This window comes from Thiohalobacter sp. IOR34, from assembly GCF_030406045.1.
In the GTDB taxonomy this organism is placed as follows: Bacteria; Pseudomonadota; Gammaproteobacteria; order Thiohalobacterales; family Thiohalobacteraceae.
This window is the reverse complement of sequence record NZ_CP128988.1, coordinates 1073011-1088045: the sequence shown is the minus strand read 5'-3', so window position 1 is coordinate 1088045 and position 15035 is coordinate 1073011. Positions and strand designations below refer to the sequence as shown.

Here is a 15035-nt window from a genome sequence, read left to right as displayed (position 1 = left end):
TACGACAAAAGGTCGCCGACACCTGCGCGCCGGCGACCCCCTGTCGGTCAGTCCACGATCTGCCGTCTTACTTGTTGTCGTCCTTGACCTCTTCGAACTCGGCGTCGACCACATCGTCACCGGAGGCCGCGGCACCCTCGCCGCCGGCCTGGGCCTGCCCGGCAGCGCCCTCGGCAGCACCCGACTCCTGCTGGTAGGCGCGCTGGGCGAGTTTACCAGAGAGTTCGGCCAGGGCGGCGGTCTTGGCCTCGATGGCCGCCTTGTCGTCGCCCCTGAGTACCTCTTCCAGTTCCTTGATGGCGGCCTCGATCTGCTCCTTCTCACCATCCTCGACCTTGTCGCCGAGATCGGTCAGCGACTTGCGGGTGGCATGGATCAGATTGTCGGCCTGGTTGCGGGCGTCGACCAGCTCGTGGAACTTGCGGTCCTCGTCGGCATGCGCCTCGGCGTCGCGCACCATCTTCTCGACCTCTTCCTCGGACAGGCCGCTGGAGGCCTTGATCTCGATCTTCTGCTCCTTGCCGGTACCCTTGTCCTTGGCCGAGACGTGCAGGATGCCGTTGGCGTCGATGTCGAAGGTGACCTCGATCTGCGGCACACCGCGCGGCGCCGGCGGGATATCGGTCAGGTCGAAACGGCCCAGCGACTTGTTGGCGTCGGCCCGCTCGCGCTCGCCCTGCAGCACGTGCACGGTGACCGCGGTCTGGTTGTCGTCGGCGGTGGAGAACACCTGGGTCGCCTTGGTCGGGATGGTGGTGTTCTTCTCGATCAGCTTGGTCATCACGCCGCCCATGGTCTCGATGCCCAGCGACAGCGGGGTGACGTCGAGCAGCAGCACGTCCTTGACCTCGCCGCCCAGCACGCCGCCCTGGATGGCGGCACCGATGGCCACCGCCTCGTCCGGGTTGACGTCCTTGCGCGGCTCCTTGCCGAAGAAGTCCTGCACCGCCTCCTGCACCTTGGGCATGCGGGTCTGACCGCCGACCAGGATGACGTCGTCGATCTCGGCGGCCGACAGGCCGGCATCCTTGAGCGCGATCTTGCACGGCTCGATGGTGCGGCTGATCAGATCCTCGACCAGGGATTCCAGCTTGGCCCGGGTCACCTTGATGTTGAGGTGCTTGGGACCGGATGCATCGGCCGTGATGTACGGCAGATTGACGTCGGTCTGCTGCGCCGAGGACAACTCGATCTTGGCCTTCTCTGCGGCCTCCTTGAGACGCTGCATGGCCAGCGGATCGCCGCGCAGGTCGATGCCCTGCTCCTTCTGGAATTCGTCCGCCAGGTAGTCGATCAGCCGCTTGTCGAAGTCCTCGCCGCCGAGGAAGGTGTCACCGTTGGTGGACAGCACCTCGAACTGGTGCTCGCCGTCGACATCGGCGATCTCGATGATGGAGATGTCGAAGGTGCCGCCGCCCAGGTCGTAGACCGCGATCTTCACGTCGCCGCGCGTCTTGTCCATGCCATAGGCCAGGGCCGCGGCGGTCGGCTCGTTGATGATGCGCTTGACGTCCAGGCCGGCGATCTTGCCCGCATCCTTGGTGGCCTGGCGCTGGGAATCGTTGAAATAGGCCGGCACCGTGATCACTGCCTCGGTAACCGTCTCGCCCAGATAGGCCTCGGCATCCTTCTTCAGTTTCATCAGCACCCGGGCCGAGATCTCCGGCGGGGCCATCTTCTTGCCCTTGACCTCGACCCAGGCGTCGCCGTTGTCGGCCTTGACGATCTTGTAGGGCACCAGCTCGATGTCCTTCTGCACCTCGGCGTCCTCGAACTTGCGGCCGATCAGGCGCTTGATGGCAAACAGGGTGTTTTCGGGGTTGGTCACGGCCTGACGCTTGGCGGCCTGACCGACCAGCACCTCGCCCTCGTCGGCGAAGGCGACGATGGACGGCGTGGTGCGGTCACCCTCGGCGTTCTCGATGACGCGCGCCTTGCCGCCTTCCATGACCGCGACACAGGAGTTGGTGGTCCCCAGGTCAATACCGATGATCTTTCCCATTGTGTATTCTCCAGATACTGTAAATTCGATTAGGATTCTTCAAGATTCTGCTAAATCCGCCACTCTGCCGACTAGATGCGGGCAATTTCCGCGGATTCAAGCGGGCGCCTTGGAGACGATGACCATCGCCGGGCGGATCAGCCGGTCATTGAGCACATACCCCTTCTGCACCACCGTCACCACCGTGTTCGGCTCCACGTCGTCCCGTTCCTGCATCGACATCGCCTCGTGCAACTCCGGGTTGAACTTCTCGCCGAGGGGGTAGATCTCCTTGATGCCGAATTTCTCCATCGCCGAGGCGAGCATCTTCAGGGTCAGCTCGGTACCCTCCTTGAGCTTGACGGGATCGATGGTCTCACCCTCCGCCGCCGCGGCCAGGCCCATCTCCAGGCTGTCCTTCACCGGCAGCAGTTCGGCGGCGAACTTCTCCAGCGCAAACTTGTGGGCGTTGGCCAGATCGCGCTCCCCGCGCTTGCGCAGGTTGTCGAGCTCGGCCTGCAGCCGCAGGCACTGGTTCCAGTGCTCGTCGGCCTTGCTGCGGGCATCCTCCAGCAAGGCATGCAGCTCGCTCGCTGCCTCTGCCTGCGCGCTGTCCGCCTCGCTGTCGGCCGGCACCTCGGTCGCGGCCTCTGTCCCGGCCACCTTCTGCTCTTCTGTCATGAAAAATTAACTCCGGATTACTTGTGGTTAGCTCAATTCCTTCCCGAACCGCGTGACAGGCCCGACACCCCGCCCGCCTGGCGAGGGCCAAACCAGCAGCCAATATGGGGATCAAGTCTTCGGATTCAAGGCCGCGCCCAGCAGGCGCGCCGTGGCGTCGACGATGGGGATCACCCGCTCATAGGCCATGCGGGTCGGACCGATCACGCCCAGCACGCCCAGCACCTCGCCCTCGACCTTGTAGGGGGCGGTCACCACACTGCACTCGTCCAGGACCTGGTAGCCCGATTCCTCGCCGATGAAGATCTGCACCCCGTCGGCACACAGGCACTGGTCGAGCAGATGCAGCAACTCCCGTTTCTGGTTGAAGGCCTCGAACAGCTGGCGCAGCTTCTCCACGTCACCCAGTTCGCGGAAATCCATCAGATTGGTCTGGCCGGCAACCACCACTTCCTCGCCCTCGGCGTTCCTGTCCTCGATGAACACCTGCTCGGCCATGCTCACTGCGGCGTTCATGATCTGGTTCATGCCGTCCCGGGCACGCTGCATCTCGTCGATCAGGCTGCTGCGCACGGCGGCCAGATCCTTGCCGGCGAACTGTTCGTTGAGGAAGGCGGCGGCCGCCTCCAGCTCCGCCGGGCTGTAGTCCCGTTCAGTCTGGATGATACGGTTCTGCACCTCGCGCTCGTTCATGATCAGGATCACCAGCACCCGCCGCTGCGACAGGGGCAGGAAATCGATGCGCCGCAGCGCGGCATGCTCCTGGCGCGGCAGGGTCACCACCCCGGCCATGCGGGTGATGCTGGACAGCAGGTTGGAGACCGACTCCACCAGCTCGCCCGGTTCGGCATCGATATCGAGCTGGCGACGCAACTGCTCCACCGTGGGAGCGGTGAGGGGTTCCACCTTGAGCAGGCTGTCGACGAACAGCCGGTAGCCCTGGGCCGTCGGCACCCGCCCGGCCGAGGTGTGCGGCGAACAGACGAAACCCAGCTCTTCCAGGTCGGCCATCACGTTGCGCACCGTGGCCGGACTCAGGTCCAGGCCGGAGGCGCGGGCCAGGGTGCGCGAACCCACCGGCTCGCCCTCGCGCACGTATTGCTCGATCAGCACCCGCAGCAGGCGCTGGGCACGTTCGCTGATCTCCGCTGTCTTCGCAGGTCTGGCCATGGGGTCCTTCGACGGGCGTTGCCGGGATTAGCACTCAATCGGGCCGAGTGCCAGATCAGGCTAACAACTCGGATATGACCGGTCAAGATTCCGTCATCGCCGAACAAAAATTCAGCGCAGTGAACAACTTCCTGCAGCCGGTGATTGCCGGCGACGGACCCGGCATGGTAGCTTCTGGGGACGAGAGGACGGGCCATGGGCGAAACATTCAAACGTATCGGAGTCATCGGCAAGTACGGCGACCCGGGTGTCGCCGACACCCTGAAGGAGCTGATCGAGTTCCTGGACGGACGCCGGCTGGAGGTGATCCTCGACACCAGCGCCGCCGAGCAGCTGCCGGCCGGCATGGCGCCGGCCATGGACCGTCACGAGCTGGCCGAGGCGGTCGATCTGGCCATCGTGGTCGGCGGCGACGGCACCCTGCTGCACGCGGCGCGCAGCCTGGCGGACGCCGGTGTCCCGCTGCTCGGCATCAACCTCGGCCGGCTGGGTTTCCTGGCCGACGTGCTGCCGGCGCAGATCCAGCACCAGCTGGGCCAGGTGCTGGACGGCCAGTTCCGCGAGGAAGAGCGCAGCCTGCTGCACGCCAGCGTGCTGCGCGGCGAACAGAGCGTCAGCGAGAGCGACGCCCTGAACGACGTGGTGGTGCACAAGTGGGACATCGCGCGCATGATCGAGCTCGAGGTGCACATCGACGGCCACCTGCTCAACACCCAGCGCTCCGACGGCCTGATCGTCTCCACCCCCACCGGGTCCACCGCCTATGCCCTGTCCGGCGGGGGCCCCCTGCTGCACCCGACGCTGAACGCCATCGAGCTGGTGCCGATCTGCCCGCACAGCCTCAACAACCGGCCCTTCGTGATCGGCGACGCGGCGCGCATCGAGATCCTGCTGCGCGACGGCGCCTATACCCAGGCGCAGATGACCTGCGACGGCCAGGTCAACTTCGGGCTGCTGCCGGGCGACCGCATCCTGATCCGCCGCAAGGCGCGCTGCCTGCGCCTGATCCACCCGCCGGAATACGACTACTTCGGCATCCTGCGCGCCAAGTTCGGCTGGGGCGTCCATTCCTAGCAGTCGGCTGGCCCCGCCGGGGATCGCGGCCTGGAGGCCGCTCCTACGGGGCATGGCGGCACCCTGGCAGGAGCGGCCTCCAGGCCGCGATTGGCGCGGTGTTGAGTCTGCCGGATTCAGGCAATCGTTGCGCGCAGGGCGGGAGAGCGAGCACAGATTTTCACGATTTCGAGGTGCATCGTGGGCCGCGACACAACGAGAAATCGGGGAGCTACCCGCGCAGTCAGATCAGCGCATCGCGGCCTGGAGGTCGCTCCTGCGGGACGTGGCGGCACCCTGGCAGGAGCGGCCTCCAGGCCGCGATTGGCGCGGCGTTGAGTCTGCCGGATTCAGGCAATCGTAACGCGCAGGGCGGGAGAGCGAGCACACATTTTCACGATTTCGAAGCGCATTGTGGGCCGACGCAACGAGAAATCGGGGAGATTCAGGCCGCCCTCCTACCCGCGCAGTTAGATCAGCGCATCGCGGCCTGGAGGCCGCTCCTGCGGGGCATGGCGGCCCCCTGGTAGGAGCGGCCTCCAGGCCGCGATTGGCGCGGCGTTGAGTCTGCCGGTTTCAGGCAATCGTAGCGCGCAGGGCGGGAGAGCGAGCACAGATTTCCTGCTAGCCCTTTGCAGCCGGCGGCCGAGTGCGCTGAAATAGCACCGACCATGCTCACCCACATCCACATCCGTGACTTCGTCCTGGTCGACCAGCTGGAACTGGAACTCGAGCCGGGCATGACGGCCCTGACCGGCGAGACCGGTGCCGGCAAGTCGATCCTCATCGATGCCCTGGGCCTGGCGCTCGGCGACCGGGCGGACAGCAGCGTGGTGCGCCATGGCTGCGAGCGCGCCGAGATCGCCGTCAGCTTCGACCTCGCTACGTTGCCGGCGGTACGCGACTGGCTGCAGGCCCAGGATCTGGCCGAGGACGACGAGTGCCACCTGCGCCGGGTGGTATACCGCGAAGGCCGCTCCCGCGCCTATCTCAACGGCCGGCCGGTCCCCTTGCAGCAGCTGCGCGAACTGGGCAGCCGGCTGATCGACATCCACGGCCAGCACGAACACCAGTCGCTGATGCGCACCGAGCTGCAACGGACCCTGGTCGATGACTACGCCGGCCTGGGTCCGCTGCTCAGCGGGCTGGCCGGACTGTACGACGACTGGAAGGCTCGCCGCGAGGAACTCGACCGGCTGCGCGAGGCTGCCCGCGAGCGCGGCGACCGGCTCGACCTGCTGCGCTTCCAGCTGCAGGAGCTGGAGGCCCTGGCCCCGGCCGAGGGCGAACTCGAACGGCTGGACGAGGAGCACGCCCGTCTGGCCCACGCCAGTGAGCTGATCGAGGGAGGCCACCAGGCCCTCGACCGGCTGTACGACGCGGAGGGCTCGATCCACGGCCGGCTCGGCGAGACCCTCGCCGAGCTACAGGCCCTGGCCGGCCTGGACCCGGCCCTGACACCCGTCTGCGAATTGCTGAACGGCGCCCTGATCCACACCCAGGAGGCCGCCGATGCCCTGCGCCATCACAGCGACCGGCTCGAGATCGACCCCCAGCGTCTGGCCTGGCTGGAGGAACGCATCGGCCTCTGGCAGCAACTGGCCCGCAAGCATCGGCTCACCCCGGCGGAATTGCCGGCCCTGGTCGGACGGCTGCGCGACGAGCTGGACCGGCTGGAGCATGCCGATCAGCACTTCGAACGCCTGGAGGCCGAGATCGAGGAGCTGGCCACGGCCTACCGGGAACAGGCCGCCCGCCTCGGTGACCGACGCCGGCAGGCCGCCGCCGAGCTGGGGACGGCGGTCAGCGCCGCCATGCAGGAGCTGGGCATGGCCGGTGGGCGCTTCGAGATCGCGGTGGAAACCCGTTCCGACGCTGGCTTCGCCCGACACGGCCTGGAACGCATCGAATTCCGGGTCAGCGCCAATCCGGGCCAGCCACTGGCGCCGCTGGCCCGGGTCGCCTCCGGCGGTGAGCTGTCGCGCATCAGCCTGGCGATCCAGGTCATCGCAACCGACGCCAGCCCGGTACCGGTGCTGGTCTTCGACGAAGTGGACAGCGGCATCGGCGGCGGCGTGGCCGAGGTGGTCGGCCGTCAGTTGCGCGCCCTCGGCGACCGCCGCCAGGTGCTCTGCGTCACCCACCTGCCACAGGTCGCAGCCCAGGCCCACCAGCAACTGCAGGTCAGCAAGCTGGCCAGCGAGGATGCCACCCGCACCCGCATCCGTCCGCTGGATGCCGAAGACCGGGTGGAAGAGATCGCCCGCATGCTGGGCGGCATCGAGGTGACCGAATCCACCCTCGACCATGCCCGCGAGATGCTCGCCCGCGCGGGTGATGGCCCCAAACGCCGCCGCAAAAGGAAATAACCACGAAAAACGACAAACCGCCAAGACGCCAAGGACGCCAAGTTTTCCTGTTGTTCGCCCCCGCGCTTTGCGCACGGGCCATGATATCAACAGGGTTTCTTGGCGTCCTTGGCGTCTTGGCGGTTGGATTTACGAATTGTGGCTATCGCGCCTTCCGGCAGGCGGCGCAGATGCCGTAGATGTAGAGGCTGTGGTCGGTCATCTCGTAGCCGGCCCGTTCGGCGATGGCGCGCTGGCGCTCCTCGATCACCTCATCCTCGAATTCGTCCACCCGGCCGCACTTGATGCAGACGATGTGGTCATGGTGGTGCCCCTGGTTGAGTTCGAACACCGAATGACCACCCTCGAAGTGGTGGCGCGCCACCAGGCCGGCCGCCTCGAACTGGGTCAGCACCCGGTAGACCGTGGCCAGGCCGATGTCCTCACCCGCCTCCAGCAGCGCCTTGTAGACGTCCTCGGCACTCAGGTGCCGCTGGCTGTCGGCATGGGCCTCGAGGATCTCGAGAATCTTCATCCGCGGCAGGGTGACCTTGAGTCCCGCCTTGCGTAAGTCCTGCGACTCCACGTGCTACCTCACTGGGGGTTGTGGAGTGAACTGCCCCGACGGTTGCGTTATCATGCCGCCAGTCGTTCCTTTCCAATAATTAATCACATATGCGAAAGCTTCTCATTTCAGTGGCACTCATTGCAAGCCTGGTCGGTTGCATGTCGGTGGACCGCATCCCCTTCGTGCACCGCATCGATGTCCAGCAGGGCAATGTCATCAGCCAGGAGGCGGTCAACCAGCTGCGGCCCGGCATGAGCCCGCGCCAGGTGCGCTTCATCATGGGCACGCCGCTGATCCGCGACACCTTCCATCCCGATCGCTGGGACTACCTGTACCGTATGGAGCCGGGCAAAGGCGCGATCGAACAGCGCCGGGTGACGCTGCTGTTCCGCGACGGCAAGCTGGCGGAGATCCGCGGCGACCTGCGCCCGGAACCGGGCGCCCCGTCTCTGGAGAGTACCCGGCAGAGCGAGACGGTGACCGTGCCGCCGCAACCGCGCAAGCCGCGTGGCCTGCTGACCCGCTTCTGGCACTGGCTGGGCTTCGGGGACGACGACGCCATCGAGGACGACGCCAGGAGCGGCGGCGCGGGCGGCGGCCAGCCGCACCGGCACTGACCGCCCGCCGCCTCAGCCGGCAGTCGCAGGCTGCGCGCACCGCGCACCCGCATGGTATCGAGGGGGAATCCGGGCGGTCCTACCCCGACTTGTCTTCCGCGAGATCACCGCCGCCGCGCTTCATGCGCTTGCCGGCGGCGGCGCGCTGCTTGCGCACCTCCTTGGGATCGGCGATCAGCGGTCGGTAGATCTCCACCCGGTCGCCCTCGCGCAGCACGGTGTCCGGCTTCTTCAGCTTGCCGAAGATGCCCACCGCCTGCTTGGCCAGGTCGATCTCCGGAAACTCCTTGCGGATAGCGGACAGCTCGACCGCCTGCTCCAGGGTGGTGCCCGCCGGCACCTGCAGGCGGATGATGCGTTGCTTGTCCGGCCGCGCGTAGGCGACCTCCACCTCGATATGATCAGCGTTTTCCATAGACCTCGACCGCGCGTTGATGGAAGGCATCGACCAGGGAATCGGCGATCTGGCTGAACACCGGGCCGATCACCATGGCCAGCATGCGATTCTCGAAATCGAACTCCAGGTCCAGCGACACCTTGCAGGCGGCTTCGCCCAGCGGATCGAAGCGCCAGAACCCCTCCAGACGCCTGAAGGGCCCCTCCACCAGGCGCATCTCGATCATCTTGCCCGGCTGCTCCCGGTTCAGGGTGGTGAAGGCCTTGTGCAGGCTGCCCTTGGCGATCTCGATGGTGGCGCGCACCTCGTCGTCCTTGCGCTCCAGCACCCGTGCCGAGCGGCACCAGGGGAGGAACCGGGGATAGGACTCGATGTCGCTGACCAGGGCGAACATCTCTTCCGGCGTGTAGGGAACCAGGGCGGAACGGCGGATGGAGGTGGGCATGATGCAGAATCCGGACGGCCGCGGGCTAGAGTACGCCGATCTTGTTGAGGAAGATGAGCAGGATGGCGAAGGGCGTGACGTAGCGCACCAGGAAGCGCCACAGGCCAAAGCCCAGGCCGTCGGCCAGCCCCAGCTCGGCGCGGCTGGCCTCGCGGGACATCATCCAGGCGGCGAAGATCGCGATCAGCAGGCCACCGATCGGCAACATGACGTTGGCGGTCAGCCAGTCGACCAGGTCGATGAAGGGCATGCCGAACAGCTTGTAGCGGTCGTCCGACCAGAGATTCAGCGACAACAGGGAGAGGATGCCGAACACCCAGGCCGCCAGCCCCGACCAGGCGGCGGCCTTGACCCGGTTCATGCCGCGGTTCTCCACCAGCCAGGTCACCGCCGGCTCCAGCAGGGAGATGGCCGAGGTCCAGGCGGCGAACACCAGCAGCAGGAAGAACAGCGCCCCGAACAGCGCCCCGCCCGGCATCTGGCCGAAGGCGATCGGCAGGGTCATGAAGATCAGCCCCGGGCCACCGGCTGGCTCAAGGCCGTACTCGAACACCAGCGGGAAGATCGCCAGGCCGGCGAGGATCGCCACCAGGGTGTCCATGCCGGCGACCACCACCGCGGTGCGGGTGATGGAGGCGGTATGCGACAGATAGGAGCCATAGATCATGATGGCCCCCATGCCGAGACTCAGGCTGAAGAAGGCCTGTCCCATGGCGTTCAGCACCACCTCGGCATCCAGCCGGCTGAAGTCCGGCTTGAACAGGTATTCCACCGCCTGCTGGAACTGGCCGGTGTTCATGGCATAGCCGACCATGGCGATCAGCAGCACGAACAGCGCCGGCATCAGGAAGCGCACCGCCTGCTCCAGGCCGCTCTTCACCCCGCGGGAGACGACGATGATGGTCATCACCATGAAGATGGTATGCCAGGCCAGCAGCCCCTCCGGATTGGCGATGAAGTCGGTGAAGATGCTCTGCACCCCCTCGGCGGTGGCGCCCTCGAAGACCCCGGTGGCGGTACGCACCACATAGGCGAGGGTCCAGCCGGCGACCACCGAATAAAAGGAGAGGATCATGAAGCCGGCCGCCATGCCCAGCCAGCCGACGTACTGCCAGGCGGGTGAGCGGCCCTCCTCCTGGGCCAGGGTGCGCATGGTGTTGAGCGGGCTCTGCCGGCCACGCCGGCCGAGCAGGATCTCGGCCATCATCACCGGGATGCCGATCAGCGCCACGCACAGCAGGTAGACCAGGACGAAGGCCCCGCCGCCGCTCTCGCCGGTGACGTAGGGGAAGCGCCAGATGTTACCCAGGCCCACCGCCGAGCCGGTGGCGGCCAGGATGAAGGCAAAGCGAGAGGACCATTCCCCATGGATCGAGGTGCGGCGTGCGGACATCTGCGGTTCCCCAGTCGTGCAATGGGGGTCAATTGTCCGGGAAAATCCGCGCCGGCTCAACCAATTGCGCCAGCAGCCGGTGGTGGCCGGTCGCCACCCCGGCGTATAATGCGCCGATGGGGAAGAAAAAGAGCAAATCCGCCAGTCCGGGCAGCACCATCGCCCTCAACAAGAAGGCCCGCCACGACTACAGCATCGAGGAGCGCCTCGAGGCCGGGCTGGTCCTGGAAGGCTGGGAGGTGAAGAGCCTGCGCGCCGGCAAGGTGCAGCTGGTCGACGCCTACGTAATCGTCAAGGACGGCGAGGCCTGGCTGCTGGGCTGCCTGATCACTCCCCTTCCCACCGCCTCCACCCACATCCACCCGGACCCCACCCGCACCCGCAAGCTGCTGCTGCACCGCGAGGAACTGGACAAGCTGATCGGCGCCGTGGAACGCAAGGGCTACGCCCTGGTGCCGCTGGCCATGTACTGGAAAAGGGGCCGCGCCAAGCTGGAGATCGGCCTGGCCAAGGGCAAGAAGGCCCACGACAAGCGCGCCGCCCTCAAGGACCGTGACTGGCAGCGGGAGAAGGCGCGCATCCTCAAGCACGGCTGACTCCGTTCCCTCCCCCTTGAAAGCCGGCTATACTGTCCCCACCTGAAAAGGGACCTGGGGGCGACCTGGCTTCGACGTGGGTTGCGAAACCTGAGGTGCATGCCGAGGATGCAGATTTCCTCGTAAATCCATCTGCAAAATCATAGTTGCCAACGACGACAACTACGCACTCGCTGCCTAAACACCAGTAGGGTGCCGTCGGACTGGAGCCGTGCCTGTGCGTCCAGATTCCCGGCGTCGATTCTCACAGGATCGCGGTGAAACGTTCCCGGCGTGGATCCGTTAAAACCTTACCGGGATCGCTCATGGTTTTCCCTGCCCGTCGGGTAGCCATGAGTCAAATCAATAGACGCGGATAAGCATGTAGAGCCGAAGGCGGAGGACTCACGGACGCGGGTTCGATTCCCGCCGCCTCCACCAATCGCGAGCCCCTGGCAATCCGGCCAGGGGCTTTTGTATATCACGACACGCATCCATCACACTCCCGGTTACAGCTGTGCAATCTACAACCGCCGAGCGCTTGCACTCCTTGAACGGGTGGCAGTTGGCCGGTTGCTGACCATCGTGCTTTCATTCTGACTGCCCCCCCACTTTTTTCGAGTGCGCCCCCGAAGCGGGGAGACCCGCCTAGCCCGGGTATTGCACCAAGGATTCGATGCTCAGGGCGAGGCTGGCAAGGCAGCCTGGGTGATCGTCCGAAAAGTCATAGCCGTTGCCATGGCTTGAGGAGGATCACCCAGGATGCGAAGCCAGAGTCGGCCTGACATCGAATAGGCACATACTGCAACCCGCCCAGGGGGCCTTTCATGGCCATATGGTCCCTGTATTACAGCTCGAACCCCATTCATGCGCGCCGCCTTGGTGCAATATCCGGGCTAGGCGCATCCGCTTTTGTCCCTTTCTTCGGGGACTTCTCAAACACCCGGCGCTGGTCCAGAATGGAACGGAGGGAAACAGGGCGGAGCGGAACACATGGGCGGTTACAGCGTTCTGCTGGTCGAGGACGACGACAATACCCGGGGTCGCCTGGCGCAGGTGATCGCCAGCCATCCCGGGCTCGAGTTGGCGGAGACGGCGAAAAGTGTCGCCGAAGCCCGGCATTACCTGCAGGGCTCCGAGCCGGACGTGCTGCTCTGCGACTTGGGCCTGCCCGACGGGAGCGGCATCGAGCTGATCGAGATGATCCGTGCCATGGACTACAGGACGGAGGCCATGGTGATCACCGTGTTCGGCGACGAGCGGCACGTGGTCAGGGCCATCGAGGCCGGCGCCACCGGCTATCTGCTCAAGGACGGGCGCGCCAACTATATCGGCGACAGCATCATGCAGATGATGCAGGGCGGTTCTCCCATCAGCGCCTCCATCGCCCGGCATCTGTTGAAAAGATTCGACCTCCATGCCCGCCACGACCCTGGCGACACCGACGAAACGGGGCAGTGCACCTCCCTGAGCAAACAGGAAGTTACCGTACTGCGCTACCTTGCCAAGGGATTCAACTGCGCGGATATCGCGGGGTTTCTGGATATTTCCCACCATACCGTCAGCACCTACATCAAGCGCATCTACCGCAAGCTGGCGGTCCACTCGCGTGGCGAGGCGGTCTATGAGGCGCACAAGATGGGGATCATCGAGTTCGATTGACCCAGATCACGCCAGGCCCCGCCCCCGACGCCAGATCTGTGCCACAATTGAATCGAGGAAACCGGTTCAGCCGAGGCGTCGCCATGGCCCTCACCTGGCAACGTGCCCTTCTCTCCGCACTCCTGTGCGTCGCCATGGCGCCGGCGAATGGCGGAGACTATTTTCCGGATCCGGCCGTCACCCTCGATCAGGGCTGGTTCATCGATACGGACGCCGGCTCTCCCCCGGATCCGTCCGCGGCGGGCTGGCGCCGGATCACCCTGCCCGACGACTGGTTCAGAAACCACCGGGACGACGGTTTCCCGGCCTGGTACCGCTTCGAGTTCGAGGCGGCCCCTTCTGCCATCCCGCCCTCGGAACACTGGGCCATCTACCTGCCCGCCATCAACACCAACGGCGAGATCTGGCTGAACGGCGAAAAGATCGGCGACGGCGGCCGCATGGAGGGCATCGTCGCCCGCAACTGGCACCGCCCGCTCTATTTCCCCATCAGCCGCGGCCAGCTGCGGGAAGGCATCAATCACCTGTCGGTCCGCTTTCAACCCAAGCGTTCCGGTTTCGGCTATCTGTGGCCGATCCATGTAGGGCCCGACTCGGTGCTCCAGCCGGCCTGGGAATCGAAACTGTTCTTCAAACAGACGCTGATCGGCGTCTCCGCCCTGCTGCTCGCCGCCTTCGCGATCTTCCTCGCCATCATCTGGCTGCTGAGACGCGAGGAAACGCTCTATGCCTGGTTCTCGGCGGCCTGCCTGGCCTGGTCGTTCTTCGTCTTCGACATGTACGTCCGGCATCCGCCCTTTCCGGAACGCCTGTGGGACACCCTGGTGTTTTCCGGCGTCGGATGGATGGTGATCTTCATGGCCCTCTTTTTTCACCGCTTCTACGGCATCTCCCGGCCACGGCTGGAACGCCTGGCGCTGATCCTGGGCGCCCTGGGCACGGTCGCCCTGTATCTTTCCGGTGACCGCCATTTCCACGTCTTTTCCTCCTACGTCTGGGACAACCTGCTGATCGCATTCTCCCTCTACCTCATCTGGGTGATTCTCCGGCAGTCGTTCAGACAGCCCACTGCGGACAACTGGCTGTTGTCACTGGCCGCTTCCATCGTCATGGCCTTCGGCGGCCACGACAATCTGACCCAGATGGGCGTCATCGGCCTCGACCACACGCACCTTCTGCCCTACGGGGCGCCCTTCCTCGTCGGCGTGCTGATCTGGACACTGGCCAAGCGCTTCACCCGGGCCCTGCGGGAAGCCGAGGCCCTCAACCTCGAACTCGACCGCCGGGTCGCCGACAAACACCGGCAGCTGGAGGCCTACTATGCGCGCATCCGGCAGGTGGAAAACGAAAAGATCCTCGCGGAGGAACGCGGCCGCATCATGCGCGACATGCACGACGGCACCGGCGGCCACCTGGTATCGGCGCTGGCGCTGGTGGAACGGGACGAGCCCGACCACGCCGTGCTGAAGGAAACGCTGCAGGAGGCGCTGGACGACGTGCGGCTGATGATCGACTCCCTGGACCCGGTCGACGAGGACCTGCTGGCGGTCCTGGGCATGTTCAGATCACGCATCGACGCCCGCCTGCGCTACAGCGGGATCTCCATCGAATGGAAGGTTCGGGAGCTGCCGCTCATGCCGGATCTCGGCCCGGAAAAGGTCCTGCAACTGATGCGCATCCTCCAGGAAGTCGTCACCAATGTCGTCAAGCATTCGGATGCCACCGTCATCACCTTCCGGACCTCACTTCACGACGGCACGAAGGGCCGAAGCGCCTGCATCGAGATCTGCGACGACGGGCGGGGGATGAACGGCATGCCGCGCGAAGGCCGGGGCATCCCCAACATGTTCCACCGCGCCACCGACATCGGCGCCCGGCTGGAGATCGACAGCGCCCCGGGCGAAGGCACCTGCGTCCGCCTGTTCCTGCCGCTGCCCGTGCCCCGCCGAAACGGTAACGGGAACCCGCGCGGCGACTGAACCGCGGCATCCCCCTTCTCCCGCCTTCCCGGGCACCCACCTCACCCGCCTCCCCCGGCGCTTGTCCCCCATTTACGGGATACCGGAAAACCCTTCTCCTGGCCTATAAATACTGACAGGGCCGTTGCGTCCCCATTCGAACAAGGCATCCGCACATTTGCGAGGA

13 protein-coding genes and 1 other RNA gene are annotated in these 15035 nt (G+C 65.7%); 7 read left to right on the top strand and 7 right to left on the bottom strand.

Annotated elements, in window-relative coordinates; all coding sequences use genetic code 11:
- Positions 1 to 67: 67 nt before the first annotated feature.
- From dnaK to hrcA, 3 genes are all read right to left on the bottom strand, one after another.
- Complete coding sequence (gene dnaK / locus QVG61_RS05035; protein ID WP_289932251.1) at positions 68 to 2002, bottom strand: molecular chaperone DnaK; 1935 nt, start codon at positions 2000 to 2002, stop codon at positions 68 to 70.
- 96 nt (positions 2003 to 2098) lie between these two features.
- Positions 2099 to 2662, bottom strand: a complete 564-nt coding sequence (gene grpE / locus QVG61_RS05030) for a nucleotide exchange factor GrpE (RefSeq protein ID WP_289932248.1) — start codon at positions 2660 to 2662, stop codon at positions 2099 to 2101.
- A gap of 111 nt (positions 2663 to 2773) precedes the next feature.
- Positions 2774 to 3832, bottom strand: a complete 1059-nt coding sequence (gene hrcA / locus QVG61_RS05025; protein WP_289932247.1) for a heat-inducible transcriptional repressor HrcA — start codon at positions 3830 to 3832, stop codon at positions 2774 to 2776.
- 195 nt (positions 3833 to 4027) lie between these two features.
- On the opposite strand from hrcA, the gene QVG61_RS05020 reads away from it, so the two are divergent.
- Both QVG61_RS05020 and recN read left to right on the top strand, forming a co-directional pair.
- The gene (locus QVG61_RS05020; protein WP_289932245.1) at positions 4028 to 4906 is read left to right on the top strand and encodes an NAD(+) kinase; all 879 of its coding nucleotides are present in this window, start codon (positions 4028 to 4030) and stop codon (positions 4904 to 4906) included.
- 650 nt (positions 4907 to 5556) lie between these two features.
- On the top strand, positions 5557 to 7254 hold the full coding sequence (gene recN / locus QVG61_RS05015; RefSeq protein ID WP_289932244.1) for a DNA repair protein RecN: 1698 nt from the start codon (positions 5557 to 5559) through the stop codon (positions 7252 to 7254).
- A gap of 142 nt (positions 7255 to 7396) precedes the next feature.
- Here the strand turns inward: recN and fur are convergent, their stop codons facing one another.
- On the bottom strand, positions 7397 to 7768 hold the full coding sequence (gene fur / locus QVG61_RS05010; RefSeq protein ID WP_354671207.1) for a ferric iron uptake transcriptional regulator: 372 nt from the start codon (positions 7766 to 7768) through the stop codon (positions 7397 to 7399).
- Between the two features lie 161 nt (positions 7769 to 7929).
- On the opposite strand from fur, the gene QVG61_RS05005 reads away from it, so the two are divergent.
- Positions 7930 to 8418, top strand: coding sequence for an outer membrane protein assembly factor BamE (locus QVG61_RS05005; protein WP_289932242.1), 489 nt, complete (start codon positions 7930 to 7932; stop codon positions 8416 to 8418).
- A 79-nt stretch (positions 8419 to 8497) separates the two neighbouring features.
- Here QVG61_RS05005 and QVG61_RS05000 read toward each other — a convergent pair whose 3' ends face one another.
- The 3 genes from QVG61_RS05000 to QVG61_RS04990 are packed head-to-tail and all read right to left on the bottom strand — an operon-like array spanning position 8498 to position 10653.
- Positions 8498 to 8833 (bottom strand): RnfH family protein, encoded by a 336-nt coding sequence (locus QVG61_RS05000; protein ID WP_289932240.1) that lies wholly within the window; start codon positions 8831 to 8833, stop codon positions 8498 to 8500.
- Positions 8820 to 9260: a type II toxin-antitoxin system RatA family toxin gene (locus tag QVG61_RS04995; RefSeq protein WP_289932239.1), complete on the bottom strand. Its 441-nt coding sequence runs from the start codon at positions 9258 to 9260 to the stop codon at positions 8820 to 8822. Before QVG61_RS04995 ends, QVG61_RS05000 begins: the two co-directional genes overlap by 14 nt.
- A gap of 25 nt (positions 9261 to 9285) precedes the next feature.
- Positions 9286 to 10653, bottom strand: a complete 1368-nt coding sequence (locus QVG61_RS04990) for a sodium-dependent transporter (protein WP_289932238.1) — start codon at positions 10651 to 10653, stop codon at positions 9286 to 9288.
- A gap of 116 nt (positions 10654 to 10769) precedes the next feature.
- Between QVG61_RS04990 and smpB the strand changes: the two genes are divergently transcribed.
- From smpB to QVG61_RS04970, 4 genes are all read left to right on the top strand, one after another.
- Positions 10770 to 11249: an SsrA-binding protein SmpB gene (smpB, locus tag QVG61_RS04985; RefSeq protein WP_289932237.1), complete on the top strand. Its 480-nt coding sequence runs from the start codon at positions 10770 to 10772 to the stop codon at positions 11247 to 11249.
- Between the two features lie 56 nt (positions 11250 to 11305).
- Positions 11306 to 11669: a transfer-messenger RNA gene (ssrA, locus tag QVG61_RS04980) on the top strand.
- 552 nt (positions 11670 to 12221) lie between these two features.
- On the top strand, positions 12222 to 12890 hold the full coding sequence (locus tag QVG61_RS04975; RefSeq protein ID WP_289932236.1) for a response regulator transcription factor: 669 nt from the start codon (positions 12222 to 12224) through the stop codon (positions 12888 to 12890).
- Between the two features lie 83 nt (positions 12891 to 12973).
- Entirely contained in the window at positions 12974 to 14869 is a 1896-nt protein-coding gene (locus tag QVG61_RS04970) for an ATP-binding protein (RefSeq protein WP_289932235.1), read from the top strand.
- The last annotated feature ends 166 nt before the right edge of the window (positions 14870 to 15035 follow it).

What these genes read in the sequence shown, in the direction of transcription:
- QVG61_RS04970 (WP_289932235.1), top strand. Translation starts at nt 12,974, where the DNA reads ATGGCCCTCACCTGGCAACGTGCCCTTCTCTCCGCACTCCTGTGCGTC.
- dnaK (WP_289932251.1), bottom strand. Translation starts at nt 2,002, where the DNA reads ATGGGAAAGATCATCGGTATTGACCTGGGGACCACCAACTCCTGTGTC.
- fur (WP_354671207.1), bottom strand. Translation starts at nt 7,768, where the DNA reads ATGAAGATTCTCGAGATCCTCGAGGCCCATGCCGACAGCCAGCGGCAC.
- QVG61_RS04995 (WP_289932239.1), bottom strand. Translation starts at nt 9,260, where the DNA reads ATGCCCACCTCCATCCGCCGTTCCGCCCTGGTTCCCTACACGCCGGAA.
- recN (WP_289932244.1), top strand. Translation starts at nt 5,557, where the DNA reads ATGCTCACCCACATCCACATCCGTGACTTCGTCCTGGTCGACCAGCTG.
- QVG61_RS04990 (WP_289932238.1), bottom strand. Translation starts at nt 10,653, where the DNA reads ATGTCCGCACGCCGCACCTCGATCCATGGGGAATGGTCCTCTCGCTTT.
- smpB (WP_289932237.1), top strand. Translation starts at nt 10,770, where the DNA reads ATGGGGAAGAAAAAGAGCAAATCCGCCAGTCCGGGCAGCACCATCGCC.
- QVG61_RS04975 (WP_289932236.1), top strand. Translation starts at nt 12,222, where the DNA reads ATGGGCGGTTACAGCGTTCTGCTGGTCGAGGACGACGACAATACCCGG.
- QVG61_RS05000 (WP_289932240.1), bottom strand. Translation starts at nt 8,833, where the DNA reads ATGGAAAACGCTGATCATATCGAGGTGGAGGTCGCCTACGCGCGGCCG.
- QVG61_RS05020 (WP_289932245.1), top strand. Translation starts at nt 4,028, where the DNA reads ATGGGCGAAACATTCAAACGTATCGGAGTCATCGGCAAGTACGGCGAC.
- grpE (WP_289932248.1), bottom strand. Translation starts at nt 2,662, where the DNA reads ATGACAGAAGAGCAGAAGGTGGCCGGGACAGAGGCCGCGACCGAGGTG.
- hrcA (WP_289932247.1), bottom strand. Translation starts at nt 3,832, where the DNA reads ATGGCCAGACCTGCGAAGACAGCGGAGATCAGCGAACGTGCCCAGCGC.